This is a genomic window from Pseudomonas sp. P4_B3, assembly GCF_056402295.1.
The window spans coordinates 67864-86847 of sequence record NZ_JBFUHR010000016.1 but is presented as its reverse complement, the minus strand read 5'-3'; the positions used below and the strand labels follow the sequence as shown (position 1 = coordinate 86847).

General features: G+C 60.3%; 15 protein-coding genes and 1 pseudogene. 6 read left to right on the top strand and 10 right to left on the bottom strand.

Annotation, left to right across the window (positions count from 1 at the left end; genetic code table 11):
• Positions 1-13: 13 nt before the first annotated feature.
• Positions 14-961: a LysR substrate-binding domain-containing protein gene (locus AC1DWG_RS19405; RefSeq protein WP_008046773.1), complete on the bottom strand. Its 948-nt coding sequence runs from the start codon at positions 959-961 to the stop codon at positions 14-16.
• A gap of 135 nt (positions 962-1096) precedes the next feature.
• Between AC1DWG_RS19405 and AC1DWG_RS19400 the strand changes: the two genes are divergently transcribed.
• Positions 1097-2473, top strand: coding sequence for an L-serine ammonia-lyase (locus tag AC1DWG_RS19400; RefSeq protein ID WP_477763238.1), 1377 nt, complete (start codon positions 1097-1099; stop codon positions 2471-2473).
• A 308-nt stretch (positions 2474-2781) separates the two neighbouring features.
• A complete protein-coding gene (locus tag AC1DWG_RS19395; RefSeq protein ID WP_477752931.1) occupies positions 2782-3096 on the top strand; it encodes a DUF3509 domain-containing protein in 315 nt (104 codons plus the stop codon).
• On the opposite strand, the gene AC1DWG_RS19390 is transcribed toward AC1DWG_RS19395, so the two are convergent.
• Positions 3093-3593: a phosphate-starvation-inducible protein PsiE gene (locus AC1DWG_RS19390; RefSeq protein WP_477763237.1), complete on the bottom strand. Its 501-nt coding sequence runs from the start codon at positions 3591-3593 to the stop codon at positions 3093-3095. The genes AC1DWG_RS19395 and AC1DWG_RS19390 overlap by 4 nt on opposite strands.
• A gap of 276 nt (positions 3594-3869) precedes the next feature.
• On the opposite strand from AC1DWG_RS19390, the pseudogene AC1DWG_RS19385 reads away from it, so the two are divergent.
• A pseudogene (locus AC1DWG_RS19385) lies at positions 3870-4109 on the top strand (YebG family protein); the annotation flags it as partial.
• Positions 4110-4297: 188 nt separating this feature from the next.
• Here AC1DWG_RS19385 and AC1DWG_RS19380 read toward each other — a convergent pair.
• On the bottom strand, positions 4298-5317 hold the full coding sequence (locus tag AC1DWG_RS19380; RefSeq protein ID WP_477760005.1) for a Glu/Leu/Phe/Val dehydrogenase family protein: 1020 nt from the start codon (positions 5315-5317) through the stop codon (positions 4298-4300).
• Between the two features lie 183 nt (positions 5318-5500).
• Here AC1DWG_RS19380 and AC1DWG_RS19375 point away from each other — a divergent pair, with 183 nt between their 5' ends.
• A complete protein-coding gene (locus AC1DWG_RS19375) occupies positions 5501-6304 on the top strand; it encodes a SirB1 family protein (RefSeq protein ID WP_477752934.1) in 804 nt (267 codons plus the stop codon).
• 23 nt (positions 6305-6327) lie between these two features.
• Here AC1DWG_RS19375 and maiA read toward each other — a convergent pair whose 3' ends face one another.
• Genes maiA through hmgA form a run of 3 tightly spaced genes read right to left on the bottom strand, consistent with a single transcriptional unit; the run spans position 6328 to position 9588 of the window.
• The gene (gene maiA, locus AC1DWG_RS19370; RefSeq protein ID WP_477752935.1) at positions 6328-6963 is read right to left on the bottom strand and encodes a maleylacetoacetate isomerase; all 636 of its coding nucleotides are present in this window, start codon (positions 6961-6963) and stop codon (positions 6328-6330) included.
• A 12-nt stretch (positions 6964-6975) separates the two neighbouring features.
• Positions 6976-8280 (bottom strand): fumarylacetoacetase, encoded by a 1305-nt coding sequence (gene fahA, locus AC1DWG_RS19365; protein ID WP_477763235.1) that lies wholly within the window; start codon positions 8278-8280, stop codon positions 6976-6978.
• 3 nt (positions 8281-8283) lie between these two features.
• Positions 8284-9588 carry a homogentisate 1,2-dioxygenase gene (gene hmgA / locus AC1DWG_RS19360; RefSeq protein ID WP_477763234.1) on the bottom strand — a complete coding sequence of 435 codons (1305 nt, stop codon included), beginning with the start codon at positions 9586-9588 and terminating at the stop codon, positions 8284-8286.
• Between the two features lie 164 nt (positions 9589-9752).
• On the opposite strand from hmgA, the gene AC1DWG_RS19355 reads away from it, so the two are divergent.
• Positions 9753-10553 carry an IclR family transcriptional regulator gene (locus tag AC1DWG_RS19355; RefSeq protein WP_477752938.1) on the top strand — a complete coding sequence of 267 codons (801 nt, stop codon included), beginning with the start codon at positions 9753-9755 and terminating at the stop codon, positions 10551-10553.
• 15 nt (positions 10554-10568) lie between these two features.
• On the opposite strand, the gene AC1DWG_RS19350 is transcribed toward AC1DWG_RS19355, so the two are convergent.
• The 3 genes from AC1DWG_RS19350 to AC1DWG_RS19340 all read right to left on the bottom strand — a co-directional run bounded on the left by AC1DWG_RS19350 (position 10569) and on the right by AC1DWG_RS19340 (position 16441).
• Positions 10569-13112 carry a LuxR C-terminal-related transcriptional regulator gene (locus AC1DWG_RS19350; protein ID WP_477763233.1) on the bottom strand — a complete coding sequence of 848 codons (2544 nt, stop codon included), beginning with the start codon at positions 13110-13112 and terminating at the stop codon, positions 10569-10571.
• 141 nt (positions 13113-13253) lie between these two features.
• Positions 13254-14624, bottom strand: coding sequence for a DUF1329 domain-containing protein (locus AC1DWG_RS19345; RefSeq protein WP_477752940.1), 1371 nt, complete (start codon positions 14622-14624; stop codon positions 13254-13256).
• A 23-nt stretch (positions 14625-14647) separates the two neighbouring features.
• Positions 14648-16441 (bottom strand): DUF1302 domain-containing protein, encoded by a 1794-nt coding sequence (locus AC1DWG_RS19340; RefSeq protein ID WP_477788203.1) that lies wholly within the window; start codon positions 16439-16441, stop codon positions 14648-14650.
• Between the two features lie 591 nt (positions 16442-17032).
• On the opposite strand from AC1DWG_RS19340, the gene AC1DWG_RS19335 reads away from it, so the two are divergent.
• Positions 17033-17803, top strand: a complete 771-nt coding sequence (locus tag AC1DWG_RS19335) for an N-acetylmuramoyl-L-alanine amidase (RefSeq protein ID WP_477788225.1) — start codon at positions 17033-17035, stop codon at positions 17801-17803.
• Positions 17804-17876: 73 nt separating this feature from the next.
• On the opposite strand, the gene AC1DWG_RS19330 is transcribed toward AC1DWG_RS19335, so the two are convergent.
• Positions 17877-18788 (bottom strand): SDR family oxidoreductase, encoded by a 912-nt coding sequence (locus AC1DWG_RS19330; RefSeq protein WP_115948084.1) that lies wholly within the window; start codon positions 18786-18788, stop codon positions 17877-17879.
• Positions 18789-18984: the final 196 nt, after the last annotated feature.

Here is an 18984-nt window from a genome sequence, read left to right as displayed (position 1 = left end):
ACGTAATAATTGCTCACATTTGCCGCTCCCCCAACGGGTGCAAACTGCGAAAAGCGCCCGCCTCCTCCACCAACCAATCGTGCACCGCGCGCACACCCGGATGGCTCAATGCCCCTGGTGCGTAAAGCAGCATGTAGCGCTTGTGATTGGGCACCGCCAGGCCGAACGGCACGATCAACGCCCCACGCTCCAGCTCATCGTTGAGCAGTGTCCGTCGGGCAATCGCCACCCCCATCCCGGCGATGGCCGCTTCGATCGTCAGGTGATTGCGATTGAACGTATGCCCGCGTCGCACATCCGCCCCCTCGAAACCGATGGCGTTGAGGTAAAACTCCCATTCCGCGTACTCATAGCTGCCGCGCCAGGCGGTGATGTCGTGCAGCAAGGGAAAGTGCATCAGGTCTGCCGGACCGTGCAGAGGCGGACGACCGCGCAACAGGCTCGGTGCACACACAGGAAAAATCTGCTCATCGAGCAAGGCTGTGGATAACAGGCCCGGGTAGCTGCCGTCGTTCAGGTCGATCGCCAGGTCGAAGTCGCCTTCATGCAACGGCACGCTGCTGTCCTCGGCCACCAGGCGCAACTGAATATCCGGAAAACGCTGCTGCAAACGCGGCAGACGCGGCGTCAGCCATTTGCTCAGGAACGACGGAATCGAACGTACCCGCAGAATCCCGCTGATCATGCCCGCATCCAGTCGCCGCAATTCCGCGTCGATGCTGCCAAATGCCTCGTTGACGGTAATGGCCAGACGCTGGCCCTCAGCGCTCAACTCCACTCCGCGGGCGCGGCGGTGAAACAGACGAAAACCCAGGCGTTCTTCCAGCTGACGGATCTGCTGGCTGACCGCCCCCGGTGTGATGTGCAGCTCTTCGGCGCAGCGGGTGAACGACAAGTGCCGCGCGGCACAGGCAAACACGTTCAGCCAGACATACGTCTGGGCGTGTAATTGACGGCTCATCGTTTAGTCCTGCTAAAGGATGTCTTAGGAATTTTCGTTGGTCACGTAGGATCGTGACAGGCAGTATCGCCCAAATTGCGCTTGTCCTACAGAAATGGCAGCGATTACCCTTCCATTGCATGTAAAGGCTTTAGCATGGCTATCAGTGTTTTCGATCTATTCAAAGTCGGCATCGGCCCGTCCAGCTCCCATACCGTCGGTCCGATGCGCGCTGCCGCAACCTTTGCCCAAGCGCTGGTCGATCACGGTTTTCTGGCTGACGTGCGACGTGTGGAAATTCGCCTCTATGGTTCTCTGTCAGCGACCGGCGTCGGCCACGCAACGGACCGCGCCTGCGTCATGGGTCTGATGGGCGAATGGCCCGACCGCATCGATCCCACCACCATCGACAGCCGCATTCACACCCTGCGCGAAACCGGCAAATTGTGCCTGGCAGGCGTTGCGGACATTGCCTTCGACTGGCAACGCGATCTCCTGCTGCTAAACGAGAGCCTGCCCTACCACCCCAACGCCATGTCCCTGGCAGCCTTCGGTGAAACCGGCGAACTGTTCGAGCAGACCTATTACTCGGTGGGTGGCGGTTTCATCATCGAAGCGGCTGAAGCCGAATCCGGTATCGCACCGGCTGGCGATGTGGTGCTGCCTTACGATTTCTCCAGCGCCGCCGAACTGCTCAAGCTGTGCAACGAGCACGGCCTGCGGGTGAGCGAACTGATGATGGCCAACGAACGGGCATGGCGTGGTGATGCCGAGATTCGCCAGGGCCTGTTGCATATCTGGTCGGTGATGCGCGAATGCGTCGAACAGGGCTTGCGTCACGAAGGCATCTTGCCCGGCGGTCTGAATGTTCCACGTCGAGCGGCGAAACTGCATCGCAGCCTGCAGGAAATCGGCAAGCCGAATGTCATTACGTCCACTTTGTCGGCAATGGAATGGGTCAACCTGTATGCCCTTGCCGTGAACGAAGAAAACGCAGCCGGCGGGCGCATGGTCACGGCACCGACCAACGGCGCGGCGGGGATCATTCCCGCGGTGCTGCACTACTACATGAAATTCAATGCCGATGCGTCTGACGATGACGTGGTCGCGTTCTTCCTGGGCGCAGCGGCCGTCGGCATCCTGTGCAAGAAAAACGCTTCGATCTCCGGGGCCGAAGTCGGCTGCCAGGGTGAAGTCGGCTCCGCCTGCGCCATGGCCGCCGCCGGCCTGGCAGAGGTGCTTGGCGCCACCCCGGAGCAGCTGGAAAACGCCGCCGAAATCGGCCTGGAACACAACCTCGGCCTCACCTGCGACCCGGTTGGCGGACTGGTACAAGTGCCGTGCATCGAGCGCAATGCGATCGCCGCAGTGAAAGCCATCAACGCCACGCAAATGGCCCTGCGTGGCGACGGCCAGCACTTCATTTCCCTGGACCGGGTGATTCGCACCATGCGCGACACCGGCGCCGACATGCACGACAAGTACAAAGAGACGTCGCGGGGCGGACTGGCGGTGAACTGGGTGGAATGTTGACCGTTTTGGTTGCACACCGAGGTTTATTGCCCTGAAACGTGCAGAAAACGCGGCCCCTGTAGGAGCGAGCTTGCTCGCGAAAAACCCTCAGGCGCCGCAAACCATCTGGTTTGACGCGTTATCGTTCACGACCATCGCGAGCAGGCTCGCTCCTACAGAACGTTTTTTTGTCCGACAATTTTGTCGGCATGCCCCTTGCTACATCCTGGTTGGAACAATGATGGCGAGATGGCCGGTGGTCAGGCATTGCGAACCAACCCGATCACGGCCGGTCAACAACTGCACGTTCAATCAGGCGGTGACGCATCATGGACAACCCTTTCCAGCTCATTACCGATGCCTTTGCAGCGGATTACCAGATCAACCTGAGCATTCAGGGCCTGGATGGCAGCATCATGCTGACCCTGTCCAACAGTGGACGCGTAGTCGCAAAGCGCATGATCAGTGCCGAACAACGCAATGACCCCGAGCGCCTGAAACGACTGGTGCAAAGCATTCAGTTCGGCATTGCCATCGAGCAGGGCCACAGTGCCGTGGCCATCCTCGAATCCATGACCGATGGCGGCATGCACAGCCTGCCGCCACCAGCCAAAGGCCGGCCCCGACCCGCCATGGGGCTTTAAAGCTCGCCCTTTTCTACTTCGGAATGCTCACTGGTGCCCGCACCTGTTTTGCGGTGCGGGTTCTCAATCTTCACCGAAGGAAATTGCGACGAAGCATAACGCACCACCAGAATCGCAAACGCCAGCAGCAGAATCCCGCCGCACAGGTAGATGATCCCAAGGTCCGGCGGGTTGTGGTGCGAAACGTTGGAAATCAGCAGCCGCGTCAGCGCGGTGATCGCCACGTAGATCAGGAAGCGCACCGGCATGTGATTGGTCTTGAAGTAAATCCCGACCATCGCTCCCAGTTCCAGATAGATGAACAGCAGCAAGATGTCATCGATCTTGATGTGCCCCTCTTCGATCATCCCGAGGAATTCCATCACCGCCGCCCACGCGGTCACCGCACCAATGGCGAACAGCGCCAGGTAGTGGAAGGTTTCGACGAACAGATTGCCCAGGGACTCGGCCAGTCCATGCACGTTCTGCCGCAGTTTTTCGGCCCAGTTGATTTTCACGATGATGCTTCCTTAGGTCGGTTCGACCGGATGATGCGGGTTGGACGTGACGGTTTTTCTGCATGCAGAAAAAAGGCCAGCCCATGATGGCGAGCCGCTCTGGATCGCGCGCCGTGGCGTTTGGTCGCACCCGTACAGCGCCTCACCTGACAAATCTCGAATCCGGTCTACATTGAAAAGCCACTATCCAAAAGACAGGGTTTCGCTTATCCTTTAGCTGTATATAGATACAGTAGTCGAAATCGACAACCAATGTGAAGGCATGTGAGGTGGTGAATGGCCGTCGAAGTGGTATACCGCAGCAGCCGAGATCTGGAGCGCTTGTTCATGGATAAAGCCGAAGCTGACCGTCATGACAAAATGCTCGAACTGGCCGAATTGCTGGCTGAAGTGTTGCAAAAAGCCGTTCCGTCCCTGACCGAGCAGCAAGTGGAAGAAGCCGGGATCTACATGGCGAAGAATCGCGACGTGTTCGCCAAGGCGTTCAAGAGCCAGCCGGACGCTCTGTCCGAATTGCTCAGCGCACCGGTTGAAGTCGCAGAAGCTGTCGCAGCGCTCGAGGTCGTTGAAGCCGCTGAGCCGATCGCCCCGGCCAAGCCTGCCAAGGCCCCCAAAGCCGCCAAGTAAGCAACGCGCAAATTGAACAGGCCCTGAGTCGAATGGCTCAGGGCCTTTTTCATGCCTGTGGAAAACTCATGCCTGACTCACCGGTACAACACTTTCTCCGCCAGTTCGTCCGCCACCCGGGCCGGTGAGCGTTTTTCCGCTTGGGCGTGGGCGAACACTTCAGTCAGGCGCGAACTGATTTTCGACAGGTGCGCGGTGATGGTTCCCAGTTCTTCGCCCCGATGTTTGAGCGAAACATAGATCAAACCGCCGGCATTGATCACGTAGTCCGGCGCATACAGGATGCCCCGCCGTTCCAACTGATCGGCGACGTCCAGATGGGTCAGTTGGTTGTTCGCCGAACCGGCCACTGCCGAGCAGCGCAGTTGCGTCACGCTGTGGCTGTTCAGCACTCCGCCCAAACCGCACGGCGCAAGAATATCGCAAGGCGTGCTGAGCAGTGCGTCGTTGGCGATGGGGTGAGCCCCGAGTTGCTCCATCGCCAGTTGCACCTTGCCGTGATCGATATCGCTGACCAGCAGTTCGGCCCCGGCGGCGTGCAACTGTTCTGCCAGGGCATAACCGACGTTGCCCAGGCCTTGAATGGCGACGCGCAGGCCTTCGAGGTTATCGCTGCCCAGTCGCGCCATTGCAGTGGCGCGAATACCGGTGAATACACCCATCGCCGCGTGCGGCGCGGGGTCGCCCGCCGAGGTGGTGCTGGTGACGTGTTGGGTCTGTTGGGCAATGCAATCCATGTCCGCCACTGAGGTGCCACTGTCGATAGCCGTGATGTAGCGCCCGTCGAGCTGATTGATACAGCGCCCGAAGGCTTCGAACAGCGCGGCGCGGTTGGCCACGTGAACGGGGCGGATGATCACCGCCACGCCGCCGCCCTGAGCCAGGCCGGCCAGTGCCGCCTTGTAACTCATGCCTTGGGCAAGGCGCACCGCATCCTCGACCGCAGACTCGTCGCTGGGATAGGCAAGGTAACGACAGCCGCCCAGGGCAGGCCCCAAGCGGCTGTTATGAATGGCAATGACCGCCTTCAACCCGGTGACCGAGTCAACGCTCAGATGCAGCGATTCAAGGCGGGTGCTTTGCATGAGAGCGAACATCGTAAGGCTCCCGAATCACTTCTTGTAGTCGCCAGTATAGGCTTGCGCCCAAAAATTGCAGAAGCGCACCGGAATAAGCACGGCCACGATGCAAGCTTTAGGAAATAACCTGCATTCGACCTTGTACGGCACTGGACGAACGCCGGAGAGGGGGCTAAAACGAGGCATTGCCCGGAGATTTTGATGACCCCGCGCCAATCGTTCTTCGCCTGCCTGCAACGTTCACCGCCCGCGCTGTTCGAGGCGGCACTGTGGATTGCGGTCGAGCACGACAGCGAAGTGGAGCCGCAAGCACTGCTGGCCGATTTCCAGGAGTTGCAGCAACGGGTCAGCGGCGGCTTGCCGATGCTGCCGGTCAGTGAACTGGCCCAGCCGCTGCTGCGGCGCCTGAATGACCTTGGCTTCGCCCAGGACGATTTCACGCCGTTGCGCCCGCAAGTGGCACTGCTGAACAAGGTACTGGAACGCCGAAGAGGGCAACCCTTGACGCTGGCGCTGATAGCACTGGAGTTGGCCAGGGGCCTGGAGATTCCCCTGGTCGGGGTCAACTTTCCCGGGCATTTCCTGCTGCGGGTGCCGGGCGCCGATCATTTGCTCGATCCCTGCGGCGGCCGTCGCCTTTATCCCAACGATTGTCGGGAGTTGTTGCACCGCCAGTACGGCCCGAACATCAAGCTCAGCGCCGAGCACCTGGAAACCGCCGAGCCGGTACAGATGCTGCAACGGCTGTCGCGCAACCTGCGCCAGTTGTACCTGTCCCACGACGATTTCATCAATGCCTTGATCGACGCCGAGCGTGTCCTGGAACTGGGCAACGCCAGCGCCGCCGACTATCTGGCCCGGGCCAGCTTGTACCAACGACTGGACTGCCCGAACGCCGAGCGTTTTGACCTGGAGCACGCACTGCTGCTCAGCGACGATCCGATCCAGCGGATTCGCCTGACGGAACGGTTGGGGCATTTGCCGCCGAACGCCATCGTTCATTAAAAGCAAAAGATCCTGCTTCTGACTTAAGGCGTATCTGGCTGATTCGCCGGATGCGCCTTGATGAACGCCGGGTGTGTCGCCGCCAATGCCGCCACTCGCCGGATTCGCGGGTAAGCTTCAAGAGAAACATTGAACCGCTCGGCCGCGTACAGTTGCGGGATCAAGTAGACATCCGCCAACCCGGGTTCGGTGCCGAAACAGTAACCCTCATCACCGATCAACTGCTCCACCGTCGCCAACCCTTGGCCGATCCAGTGGCCGATCCACTCCACCACCTGCGGTTCGTCGTGGCCCGACTGGCGCAGCCGATTGAGCACGCTGACGTTGTGCAGCGGGTGCACATCGCAGCCGATCACTGCCGCCACGCCGCGCTCGTGAGCACGGGCAGCCAGGTCTTTGGACAGCAGGGGCACCTGTGGATAACGCTCCTCCAGGTACTCGATGATCGCGGGAGACTGGATCAGCAATTCGCCTTCATCGGTGCGCAAGGCCGGCACACGGCCCTGCGGGTTGATGCCCAGATAAGGCGGCTGCCGATGCTCGCCACCCTGCGGTGCGATCAGGTTGACTGGCAAGGATTGATAATCCAGACCCTTGAGCGCCAACGCGATACGCACCCGGTACGACGAAGTCGAACGGTAGTAGGTATAGAGTTCCATGCCCTGCTCCTGTCAGCGCGCCGGCAGCACTTTGCCGCGGCATTCGCCGAAGCCAATGGACGCGAACCCGTCGCGGCGGCAACGTCCGCGCAGGATGATTTCGTCGCCGTCCTCGAGGAATTTACGCACCTCGCCCGAGGCCAGTTCGATCGGCTTTTTACCGCCCTCGGTAATTTCCAGCAGGCTGCCGAACTGACCGCTCTGCGGTCCCGACAACGTGCCCGAGCCGAACAAGTCCCCGGCCTGCAATTGGCAACCATTGACGCTGTGGTGCGCGACCATTTGTGCCACGGTCCAGTACATGTGCCCGGTGTTGCTCAGGGTCAGGCGATGGGCTGGCAGGTTCTGCTCGCGCATGGCCTCGGTGAGCAGCAACACTTCCAGTTCGATGTCGAACGCACCAGCGGCCTGATCGCGCTTGTCGAGCAGGTACGGCAGCGGCTGCGGATCGCCTTGCGGACGCGCAGGCTGGGCACGACGGAACGGCTCCAGTGCTTCGGCGGTGACCACCCACGGCGAGATGCTGGTGATGAAGCTTTTCGACAGGAACGGCCCCAGCGGCTGGTATTCCCAGGCCTGGATGTCCCGTGCCGACCAGTCGTTGAGCAGGCAGAAACCGGCGATGTGATTGGCGGCGTCGCCAATGGCAATCGAGTCGCCCATGTCGTTGCCCTGGCCGATCCAGATGCCCAGCTCCAGTTCGTAGTCCAGGCGCGCACAAGGGCCAAACGTCGGTTCGCTCTGACCGGCCGGCAACGTCTGGCCTTTCGGGCGGCGGACGTCAGTACCGGACGGGCGAATGGTCGACGCACGACCGTGGTAGCCGATTGGCACGTACTTGTAGTTCGGCAGCAGCGGGTTGTCGGGACGGAACAGTTTGCCGACGTTCTGCGCGTGCTCGATGCCGACGTAGAAATCGGTGTAATCGTTGATTTTCGCCGGCAGGTGCATCTCGCAATCCACCGCCAGCGGCAGCAGTTTTGCGCCCTGGGCTTCGATCTTGCCGTGCAGGGTGCTGCCTTCGGCGAACAGTTCCAGCAAGCGTTCACGCAGGGCCACACGGGCCTCGCGGCCCAGTTCGAAGAACGCATTCAACTGGCCGCAACAAGTAGCCTCGACCGCAGCCTTCGCGGCGCCATCGAACAACCCGACTTCAAGGGCCGCTTGCAGATCAAAGATATGCTCGCCAATAGCCACGCCACTGCGCGGAGCCGAGCCATTGAGGCTGAACACGCCCAGCGGCAGGTTTTGCAGGGGGAAGTCCGCGTGGCCGTTGGCGGACGCAACCCAGCTGCGAGTGATGGAAGTCTGCGTCATGGGTTATCTCCGGGTCGGGTCGAAAGTGGCGGGCAGCGTAGCCCAGCAGGCGTCGTAGGTATTTTGCAGTTGTGGGCAATCGAGGGCGAAACGGCTTGGGCGCAACACTTGGCTGGTTTCGAACATGAACGCCATGGTGTTGTCGATTTTCGCCGGCTTGAGGTCAGCGTTGATCGCTTTGGTGCAAGTCTCACCGTCGGGACCGTGGGCGCTCATGCAGCTGTGCAACGAAGCACCGCCGGGCACAAAACCTTCAGCCTTGGCGTCGTATTCGCCCTGGATCAAACCCATGAATTCGTTCATCAGGTTGCGATGGAACCACGGCGGGCGGAAGGTTTTCTCGGCCACCATCCAGCGCGGCGGGAAGATCACGAAGTCGAGGTTGGCCAGGCCGTGGACGCTGGTTGGCGAGGTCAATACCGTGAAGATCGACGGATCAGGGTGATCGAAACTGACGGTGCCGATGGTGTTGAAACGGCGCAGGTCATATTTGTACGGCACGTTATTACCGTGCCAGGCAACCACGTTGAGCGGCGAATGATCAAGCTCGCACGCCCACAACTGGCCGAGGAATTTCTGCACCAGCGTGGTCGGTTGTTGCAGGTTTTCGTAGGCCGCCACCGGGGTCAGGAAGTCCCGCGGATTGGCCAGGCCATTGCTGCCAATCGGCCCCAGGTCCGGCAGACGCAGCGGCGCGCCATGGTTTTCGGCGACATAACCGCGGGCTTGCGGGTCAAGCAGTTCGATGCGGAATTTAAGGCCGCGTGGCAGTACGGCAATTTCCAGCGGTTCCAGTTCAAGCACGCCGAGTTCGGTGGCAATGCGCAGGCGCCCCAGTTCAGGCACCAGCAACATCTCGCCGTCGGCGTTGAAGAACACACGCTCCATGGAACGGTTGGCGCGGTAGTTGTAGATGCTGATCCCGGCCGGTTTTTCCGCGCCCGAGTTGGCCGCCATGCTCACCAGACCGTCGATGAAATCGGTCGGCTCGGCAGGAATATCCAACGGGTTCCAGCGCAGGCGATTGGGGGTCACGTCACCCAGCGGACCGCCGGCCAGTTGCCGGTCAAGTTTGACGAATGCCGGGTGATTGGCCGACGGCTGGATGCGGTACATCCAGGTGCGCCGCGCCTCGCTGCGCGGCATGGTGAACGCCGTGCCGGAGAACAGTTCGGTGTAGAGGCCGTACGGGGCTTTTTGCGGGGAGTTCTGGCCGACGGGCAGTGCGCCGGGCAACGCTTCGCTGCTGAATTCGTTGCCGAAGCCTGACAGGTAGGCCAGCGCTGGCGTCGTTGAATCGGGGTTCATGGAGCCTCCTGAACAGGGAGTCGGCAATGCCGGTCACCCTTTGGAAGAGTGACTGGCCAGCCTCGGTTATTTTTATCGTAATTAGATTACGCATAACGTAATTTGATTGGTATTGACCGTCAAGCTATAAAGACGCCCATTCGTTACAGGATCAAACCGCCACCATGGAAAAACCTACCAGCGACAGCAACGGCAAACAGAAAGTCCGCTCGGCTGAGGTTGGCACCGACATCCTCAAGGCTCTGGCCGAGTTGTCGCCCTCGACTTCGCTGTCGCGCCTGGCTGAACACGTGCAGATGCCGGCGAGCAAGGTTCACCGCTATTTGCAGGCCTTGATCGCCAGCGGTTTTGCCGAACAGAACGCCGCCACCAACCATTACGGCCTGGGCCGCGAAGCCTTGCGCGTAGGGTTGGCGGCACTCAACAGTATGGACGTGCTGAAAGTTGCCGCCCTGCCCTTGTCCGAGTTGCGTGACGACTTGAACGAAACCTGTTTTCTGGCGGTATGGGGTAACCAGGGCGCGACCGTGGTGCATATCGAACCGGCGGTGCGTGCGGTGACGGTGGTGACACAACTGGGCTCGGTGTTGCCATTGCTCAGTTCTTCGACGGGACTGGTATTTGGCGCCTACCTGCCCAGGCGTGAAACCGTGGACCTGCGCGATCAAGAGTTGCAGAGCAGCGCCACCCACAGCTTGGCGGATGATCAGGCGTACACGACGATGTGCGAACAGATCCGCCAACGGGGCCTGCATCATGTGCATGGATTGTTGATGCCCGGTGTGGATGCCTTGTCGGCACCGGTATTCAACGCCATGGGCAAGATTGCGGCAGTACTGACCGTGGTCGGGCCGACCTCGCTGTTCCATGCCGATGAAAACGGTCCCGCGGCGCAGCGTTTGCTGTCTGCCACACGAGCAGTGAGTTGGCGCATGGGTTATCAGCCAGACGCATTGACAACCTGAACGCAACGGCGCTGATCAGACGGGCAGGATCAGCCCCAGCTTCTTGCCCATCGCCACGGCTTGCGTCCGACGCTCAACCCCCAATTTGCTGTGGATTCTCCGGGCGTGGGTTTTCACCGTATGCAAGGAGATGAACAGTCGCTCGGCAATTTGCTGATTGGAACTGCCTTGGGCAATGAGACCCAGCACCTCAATCTCCCGGGTACTCAGCGGGCTGACATCGGCGAGCATGGCCGTCACCGACTCTTCCCCGCGCAAACGGCTGAGCAAGTTCGGCTGGCGCAGCCCCAGTTCACGCAACGCCTGTTGCCCATTACAACGCTTCACCAGCGCCAGGCCCGCCTCCAAAGCCGCCCTGGCCAGCCTGGGCTCCGCGGTCAGGTCCGCCACTTCGCTGATCGCCAAATGCAATTCCGTTTCCAGCGCCAGCATGGCATGCCGTTGCGCGTGATCGAGCAACTCCTGCAGCCGATCCAGCGGCTTTTGCGTCTGTTGCAAATGCATCTGCGCCAACACCAATTGGTACTCGATACGGGCAATCAGTTGAAGCGTGGCCGGTGGCGCCTGGCGTGCACGAGGCCCGCGATAGTGACGCAAGACACGGGTCAGCGCTTCACAGGCCAACTCCGGTCGCCCTTGCTGCAACCAGAAATGGCTGCTGATTTGCAGCAGCACCCCGCGATACACCGTATCGGGAATCTGGCGCTGCTGCATCACGCGTTCGGCTTCGCGCAAACGATCAAACGCAAGGGCGTAATCGCGCTGATTGGCGGCCATCTGCGCTTGCCCGAGAAAGCCATACAGCGCGTGCTTGTCCTGGCTTTGCAGGCAGTCCTCCAGGCCGGACTGGAAGAAACCGGCGGCCAACTCATCTTGTCCCTGACAGAGGGCCAACCGCCCTCGCCGCAGGGCAATTCGCCCCAATAACGGCGTCGGTCGATCAGCCTGTCGGGACAACAGGTCAAAAACTTCAGCCAACAAGCTCTCGGCGCGTCGGGGCGCACCGCGCATCTCCAGCAACTGCGCGTGATCGAGTTCAAGCAGCCCTTCGAACAATAGCGAGCCTTGGGCGCGCGCCAGACACAGCGCCTCACGATTGAACGTCTGCGCCGCATCGAGTTCGGCGTTGAGCAAGGCCTGCTGGGTCAGACCCGACAGGCACAACAATCGCACCGGCCAGGCATCGACGCTCAACTCGGCCAGCGCATCGAGAAAGTGCGCACGGGCCGCCTCCATGCGGCCTTGCAAATGCAGCAACCAGCCCTGTTGCGCCTGCCAGCGTGCCAGCAGTTGCCGTTGCAGTTTTTGCGTAGGCTGTGGGGCAAATCGAGCCAGTTGCTCGATGCACACGGCAGCATGATCGAAGCGCCCGGCAAACAACAACGCCGCAGTAACCAGTCCCACCAATTGCGGTGTAACAAGGGTCAACTCAGCCTGTTGACGCTCGTGTAGATTCAACAACAGACAAGCATTTTCACGCCGGAACAAATGCTCGAAGCTGAAGTGCTGCAACAGGCTGACCGCAACTTCGAACTCCTGCGCCAACAGAGCCTGCTCGAACGCACCTTGCCAGTCTTCTTCGGTGCTGAACCATTGGCACGCGCGGCGATGCCAGGATCGCCCGGCCGGGGTCGGCTCTTCACGCATCGCCCGGGCCAATGGCTCGAAGATCCGCAACCACTCGACGGAGTCCTCCCTGGGTTCAATGAAGCAGCCCATTTCCTGCAACGCGTGCAGCCACTGTGCGCCCTCACCCGTACCGAAAAGATGCTCGCACAGGCTGGCGTTGAAGCGTGGCAGATGAACCAACACCTGCCAGACTTCAACCAACTCCGGCGGCAAGGTGTTGAACAACTCATGCTGCAGATAATCGAGCAGCGTCGCCGAACGCCCCTGTTCACCAGACCACGGACAACCATTGAGCAACGCGATCCGCACGCCAGCGCACCAGCCACCGCTGCGCTCAACTACCCTTTTGGCGGTTTGTGCCGCCAGGGTCGGCTCGACATGACCGAGCAACTGCCCGACCTCGGCCTCGGTAAACGCCAGCGTCCGGCCTTCGCACTCGTACAACTCATCATCCAGCAGCAGCCGCGGCCAATTGCAGGATGGTCGTCGACGGGAGCTCAGCCACCAGGTCAGCGCCGGGCTGGCGACGGCCAACAGGCGATCGAGCATCCGGTCGAGTTCCGGATTGGGTGCGCGGCAGTAATCATCCAGAAACAGCCAGGTCGGCGCCTGTAATCGGGCCAGATGCGCCAGCAGCCCGGGCTCATCCGCCGAGGGCAGACCCAGCGCTTGCGTCAGGCGCAACAGAAAATCGGCTGCACTCAACGACGCCCCCGCCAGCGGCAGCCAACAGACCCGAGAGTGCTCCGGCGCCCGCAGCAGGCATTCGGTGAGCAACGCGCTCTTGCCACTACCGGCCGGCGCGCAAAGTAACTTCACCCGCGCGGTCGAGACCAGCATGGGCTCGATCAGCCGCTCGCGGGACAGATGATGGGACGACAGTCGGGGCAGGAAACCGGGGTGGTCCAGACAGTGCGTCATTGCAGTCATTGTGGTGCGCCTTTTTTATAATTCTGGCGCCACCCTAGTCCCCTCCCGAGCGCTTGTTGAAGAAGTATTCAACACACTGATCAACCCCTATAAAAAAGGTGACCGCGAAGTCACCCTTTTGTTTAAGAGTCTGTAGGAAACCTACCGAACCCCCGTACTACGCAAGGCTGCTGGCGTGTAGTCCCCCGCTTTTGCATCGATGTTGAATTCGAAGCTGCGCTTCTCTTCGTTCTTCATTCCCAGGGCGATATAGCGGCCGGCAATCAGGTCATACAGCGCTTCGACGGTGTAGGTCGGCACCTGGTGATCGTAGTAGAACTGGGCATGCCCTTCGGCGACGCGCCAAAGCTGGCCACGCCCGTCGTAGTGGTCGGCCAGCGCCACTTGCCAGCTGTCTTCATCGATGTACATGTGGCGTTTGGCGTACACGTGGCGCTCGCTCGGCTTGACCGTGGCGACGACTTCCCAGACCCGGTGCAACTCATAGCGAGTCAGGTCCTGATTGATGTGCCCGGCCTTGATCACATCGGTGTATTTGAGGTCTGGCGAGTCGAGCTTGTAGCTGTTGTAGGGGATGTACATCTCCTTCTTGCCGATCAGTTTCCAGTCGTAGCGATCCGGTGCGCCGGAAAACATATCGAAGTTATCGGTAGTGCGCAGGCCGTCGGATGAGGTGCCGACGCCGTCATAAGCGACCTGTGGCGCACGCCGTACCCGGCGCTGTCCAGCGTTGTAGATCCAGGCCTTGCGCGGTTCCTTGACCTGGTCGAGGGTCTCGTGGACCAGCAACACGTTGCCCGCCAGCCGCGCCGGTGCGGTCACTTCCTGCTTGAAGTAGTTGAGGACGTTATCGTCGCTGCCCGGTTTCAGATCACCGAGCAACGACGGCACGGCGACCTCGTCCTTGAAGCGGATCACGGTGAAATCGCCATTGGACTGCGGTGTCGCCTGGGTGATGGTGCGGCGCAGATTGCCGCCGTGGTAACGCGTGACGTGGTTCCAGATCACTTCCACGCCATTCTTCGGAATCGGGAACGCGTAGTAGCGATTGCCGGTGAAATTGGCCAGACCGTTACCGTCGTTGATCGGTGTTACGTTCAGAGCGCTGCGTTTGGCCGACTCATAGATTTCCGCCGGTAACGCCACGGTGCGGTGGCTGGGATAGACCGGAATCTTGTAAGTCTCTGGATAGCGCTTGAACATCGCGATCTGGCCGTCGGAGAGTTTGTCCTTGTACTTGTCGACGGTCGCCGCGGTGATCACGAACAACGGCTTTTCGTTGGCGAATGGGTCGGCCAGGAAACCTTTGCTGTCCACCGCGCCAGCATTTTTCGGGATGCCGCCGGTCCAGGCCGGAATCGAGCCATCGGCATTGCCGGCCTTCTCGGCACCGAGTGGGGTCAGGCTGGTGCCGAGCTTGTTGGCTTCTTCCGGCGACACCGCGGCCATCACGTTGGCAGCCAGCAGACTCAGGGCCAGAACGGTGCCCAATTGCAGAATCATCTTGCGCATTGAATTCATCCTTTTCAGCCAGATCAGAAGTTCACACCAAAGCTCAACGCCACGAAGTCACGGTCAGTGAGGACGTTGTAGTCCCCGCCGAAAAAGTCGGTGTAACTGAGGCTCGCGGTATAGGTGTTGCGATAGTCCGCGTCGACACCGAGGCTGATGGCCTTGGCGCCTTCGTTGAACAGACCGTTGGGGCCAAAGCCGGAGACGTCGTGGGACCACGAGAGGTTGGGTCTGAAATTGATCCCGGCGATCAGGTTGTTGTAATCGAGAATGGCCCGGGCGCGATAACCCCACGACGTCGAGGTCACGAAGCCGCCGGTATCACCGCCGAAACCATACTGACCAAACACCGAGTCGCGGCCGTAGCGCAGTTTGGTGCGCGGCTCCAGGCCGCCGACCCGAACCACCGCCGCCTCGCCCACCAGGGTCAGGCGATCCGCACCCGCGACCTGATCGATGAAATGCGTCAGGGTGCTCTGGACCTGCGTCACCTCCTTGCGGCGGTAGCCTTTGTTGTCGGCCCCCGGTGTAGTGGCGATGGGCGATGCCGCACCACCTGCAATCGGATTGAGCATGGCCAGGGTCAGGTCATTGGTGTTGACCTGCACCGGGAGGTTGGGGCGGTAGCTGATTTCGCCGCTCCACGCGGTGCCGGTGGATAACGTGGTGGAGAAGCTCGCGCCGTAGAGGCGGATGTCCTCCGGGTATTCGAGGTAATACTGGCCACGACCGAGCATCACACTTTGGGCCAGGCCCGAACCGCTGCCGGGCGCGATGCGGTTGGCGGCGGCAACGATCCCCGGAAGGCTTGCCAGCGTACCGGGGCCAGCGGTGGTGGTCCCGACATTCGGTGAGCGGCTGTGGTAGTTCATGAAGTACAGGCCGTACTCGGTGTCGTCCCCCAGCCAGCGCAATGCCGTCCCCCACTGTCCGGAGTCCCGGGCATCGCGGTCGCCACCACGGGGAACGATCACCCCCTCCTTGCTGACTTCGAAGCCCTGGCCAAAGGCAGCAGCAATCGGCTGCAGCGGTGCAATGGCCGGGCTGGCGACGGTGTAACCCTTGTTGCAACCATCGGCTACCACGTCCACACCGAAGAAGGTGCCGCAGTTATCGACAACCGTCTGGTCCCACTCCAGTTGATAGAAGCCTTCGACCGTCAATTTGTCCGTCAGCCCCTGGGAGGCAAACAGCATGTTGACCGGAATCAGGCCTTCCTTGATCTCTGCCCCCGGTCGACGGAACGCGGACACGTCGACCGGGTTGATGCTGTTGATCGAGTTGCCGATGAAAGTACTTTCGCCCCAACTGACCACCTGCTTGCCGGCGCGGACCGTGCCCGGCAAATCGGCGAGGGAGTAGTTGTGATAGACGAAAGCGTCGAGGATTTGTCCGCCTGAAGACTTGGCGCCCTCTTTGCGATTGTGATCGCTGATGTCCTTGAATGGCCGGCTCTCATCTTTCAGTTCAAAGTCGTACCAGTACTTGCCACGCACAAACGCACCGGTATCGCCGTACTTCAGTTCGAGGTCGTGAATCCCCTTGAAGATTTTCGAGAAGGTTTCACCCTTCTTGAAATTCAATCGCCCGTCGTCGCCGGTCGAAGACTGGCCGGAACCGCCGTTGACGGTGCCCACCAGGGCGTTATCCGCATCACGCACGCCCCAACTCGCGCCGACCGACAGCGAGGAATCGAACGTCCCCTCGATTTCCCCAATGTTGAACGAAATGGCCTGTGCCTGGGCACAGCAGCCCAATGCAACCGCAGCCGCCAGCGCCTGTGGTGTGAAGATGGCGCGCATTGTTGTTTTTGTCATGCGTCTTCCCCGGTGAGTGACAGAAGGCCTCACCCTACTGCCGGGCACCGGGGTCGATAAGCGCACCAAGGAGGTATTCGTGGTGTACCTCTAAAGGATGACCGGCACAGGGTCATCACCCAGAGGACGAGCAGCCGAATCCTGACTGTTGCCGGGGTTGCAACAGTGCATGTCCGTAATTGGTATTTTTCCTACGACACCAAGGGCTTATTCTTGCCTGGCTGTCACGGTAAACCACCGCAGGCACGATGTACCGGCCTGCGCCGTGATGAAAGATTTCAGATGAATTGAGGATTCGGTTCATCGCCCCGCGTTCACTGACGTTGATTTGTAGCTCCTGATCCAACGTCTTACCTTGGCCGCTGCGTTTGCAGCGGCCTTTTTTATGGGCGATGTTTTTTGATGAGTAACGGCTGCCCGTCAGTCCCCCCTGAGCATCCAGAAAAAACTTAGCGCGCCTACATTTTTTTCAGAAAGCGCCTACAGCCAAAGGTAAACACCAAAAGCACTCGAGCCATTAAGTTGAACAACAAGTCGGCGCACGATTTTTATTTTCGTCCGGCTTCAAACTTATTTATTGCGAGTGCAACCATGAAATCCATCAACTACAACCAGTATCGCTCAATCCGAAGCTTCAACAGTCGAATACACTTTCTGATTCTTCACTACACGGCCGCTAACTTTTCAAGTTCTGTCAGTGCCCTGACCGGCCCGTATGTCAGCGCGCACTATCTGATTCCAGATATCACTGACCCCAGTTACCTGAGCGCCGGTCATACCGGGCAGGAAGTTTTCAACCTGGTGGATGAAACCCATCGCGCTTGGCACGCGGGCGTCAGTCAGTGGGGCAACCGCAGCAATTTGAATGACACGTCCATCGGCATTGAAGTCGTCAACCTGGCGACTGACAACAACGGCGAATTCACCTTTCCGCCGTATCACCCCGAGCAGATCGCTGCGATTGAACAACTGGCCCTGAACATCCTCAAGCGCTACCCGGATATCACGCCGACGAAGGTTTTGGGCCACTCCGATGTTTCGATCGGCCGCAAGAGTGACCCGGGGCCGATGTTTCCCTGGCAGGCGCTGTACTTGAAAGGCGTCGGCGCCTGGTTCGATGCAACCACTCGGGACAAGTATCTGCGCCAATACAACACTTCGGGCGTTCCAGCCCGAAGCGAATTGCTGAAGCTGTTCAAAACCTATGGATACGATGTTTCGGGCGCTTCCACTGAAGGCGGTTTTCAACAGTTGGTGCGGGCATTCCAGATGCATTTTCGCCCGGAAAACTTCGACGGAAAAATGGACGTGCAAACAGCCGCCAATCTGAAGGCACTGGTAGTCAAATACTTTCCCGGCTGATCGGTAACAAATGGCTCCCAGCCGACAAATGCAACAACCGGCAAGGTCAATCAATGTGGCCTTGCCGGCGGTATCAGAGCGTATATCTCTGCAAATTCCCCATCATTTCCTTCAGCGCTTCGATGTTGTCTTTCGGATGCGCCGCGCCTTCGAAATCACAGATCTGCTGCCAATGAGCTGCCACGTCTTCCGGGGAGAAACCTGTCCGTGGATCGAACCCGGCACCGAGGCTGCGCTCCCAGCGGACCTTGCCCATCCAGCCGCCGCCGACTTCAAACAGGCCGGAAGTTTCCTGGCAATTCTCGCTGGCCAGGTACACCACCAGCGGGCTGACCAGTTCCGGCTTGAGCTGTTCGAAGACTTGCGGCGGGATCAGGCCTTCGGTCATGCGTGTGCCGCCGGTGGGGGCGATGGCGTTGACCAGGATGTTGTTCTTGCGGCCTTCAATGGCCAGGGTGCGGGTCAGGCCGTAGAGACCGAGCTTGGCCATGCCGTAGTTGGACTGGCCGAAGTTGCCATAGATGCCCGAGGTCGACGCGGTGAAAATCACCCGGCCGTAGTTCTGCTCGCGCATGTGCGGCCAGGCGGCGCGGGTGACTTTGTAGGCACCTTCGACGTGGACGCGGTAAACCAGGTCCCAGTCGGCGTCATCCATTTTGTGGAAGGTCTTGTCACGCAGGATCCCGGCGTTGTTGACCACTACGTCGACTCGACCGAAGACGTCCAGAGCGTGCTGGACCAGTTTGTCACCGTCAGTGACCGAGTCGTGGTTGGCCTCGGCGATGCCACCAGCCTCGCGAATGTCCGCCACCACGCGGTCGGCGGCCGAGGCGTTGGCGCCCTCACCCTGGGCCGAGCCGCCAAGATCGTTGACCAGCACCCTGGCGCCCTGTTTGGCGAACAGCAGTGCATGCGCCCGTCCCAGGCCGCCACCGGCTCCGGTGATGATCACGACTTTATCTTCGAAGCGCACAGACTCATTCATGGGGGACTCCAGCAGGCCAGGGGACAATGAGTCCGAGTTTCAGGCACTGCGCAGCGGGTCACAATGAACAAGGGGGAGGCTGAATGGTGGGCGATAAGGCTGGGGGATGATGATCGCGTCGGACAGGATGACGCGCCCCCTGTGGCGAGGGAGCTTGCTCCCTCGCCACAGAAGCAGAACAGGTTCAACGCTACGA

Excerpts from the sequence above, each read along its gene's own strand:
- fahA (WP_477763235.1), bottom strand. The coding sequence starts at position 8,280 with ATGACGCAGACTTCCATCACTCGCAGCTGGGTTGCGTCCGCCAACGGC.
- AC1DWG_RS19355 (WP_477752938.1), top strand. The coding sequence starts at position 9,753 with ATGGAAAAACCTACCAGCGACAGCAACGGCAAACAGAAAGTCCGCTCG.
- AC1DWG_RS19350 (WP_477763233.1), bottom strand. The coding sequence starts at position 13,112 with ATGACTGCAATGACGCACTGTCTGGACCACCCCGGTTTCCTGCCCCGA.
- AC1DWG_RS19335 (WP_477788225.1), top strand. The coding sequence starts at position 17,033 with ATGAAATCCATCAACTACAACCAGTATCGCTCAATCCGAAGCTTCAAC.
- AC1DWG_RS19400 (WP_477763238.1), top strand. The coding sequence starts at position 1,097 with ATGGCTATCAGTGTTTTCGATCTATTCAAAGTCGGCATCGGCCCGTCC.
- AC1DWG_RS19340 (WP_477788203.1), bottom strand. The coding sequence starts at position 16,441 with ATGACAAAAACAACAATGCGCGCCATCTTCACACCACAGGCGCTGGCG.
- AC1DWG_RS19345 (WP_477752940.1), bottom strand. The coding sequence starts at position 14,624 with ATGCGCAAGATGATTCTGCAATTGGGCACCGTTCTGGCCCTGAGTCTG.
- AC1DWG_RS19330 (WP_115948084.1), bottom strand. The coding sequence starts at position 18,788 with ATGAATGAGTCTGTGCGCTTCGAAGATAAAGTCGTGATCATCACCGGA.
- AC1DWG_RS19380 (WP_477760005.1), bottom strand. The coding sequence starts at position 5,317 with ATGTTCGCTCTCATGCAAAGCACCCGCCTTGAATCGCTGCATCTGAGC.
- hmgA (WP_477763234.1), bottom strand. The coding sequence starts at position 9,588 with ATGAACCCCGATTCAACGACGCCAGCGCTGGCCTACCTGTCAGGCTTC.
- AC1DWG_RS19395 (WP_477752931.1), top strand. The coding sequence starts at position 2,782 with ATGGACAACCCTTTCCAGCTCATTACCGATGCCTTTGCAGCGGATTAC.
- AC1DWG_RS19405 (WP_008046773.1), bottom strand. The coding sequence starts at position 961 with ATGAGCCGTCAATTACACGCCCAGACGTATGTCTGGCTGAACGTGTTT.
- AC1DWG_RS19375 (WP_477752934.1), top strand. The coding sequence starts at position 5,501 with ATGACCCCGCGCCAATCGTTCTTCGCCTGCCTGCAACGTTCACCGCCC.
- maiA (WP_477752935.1), bottom strand. The coding sequence starts at position 6,963 with ATGGAACTCTATACCTACTACCGTTCGACTTCGTCGTACCGGGTGCGT.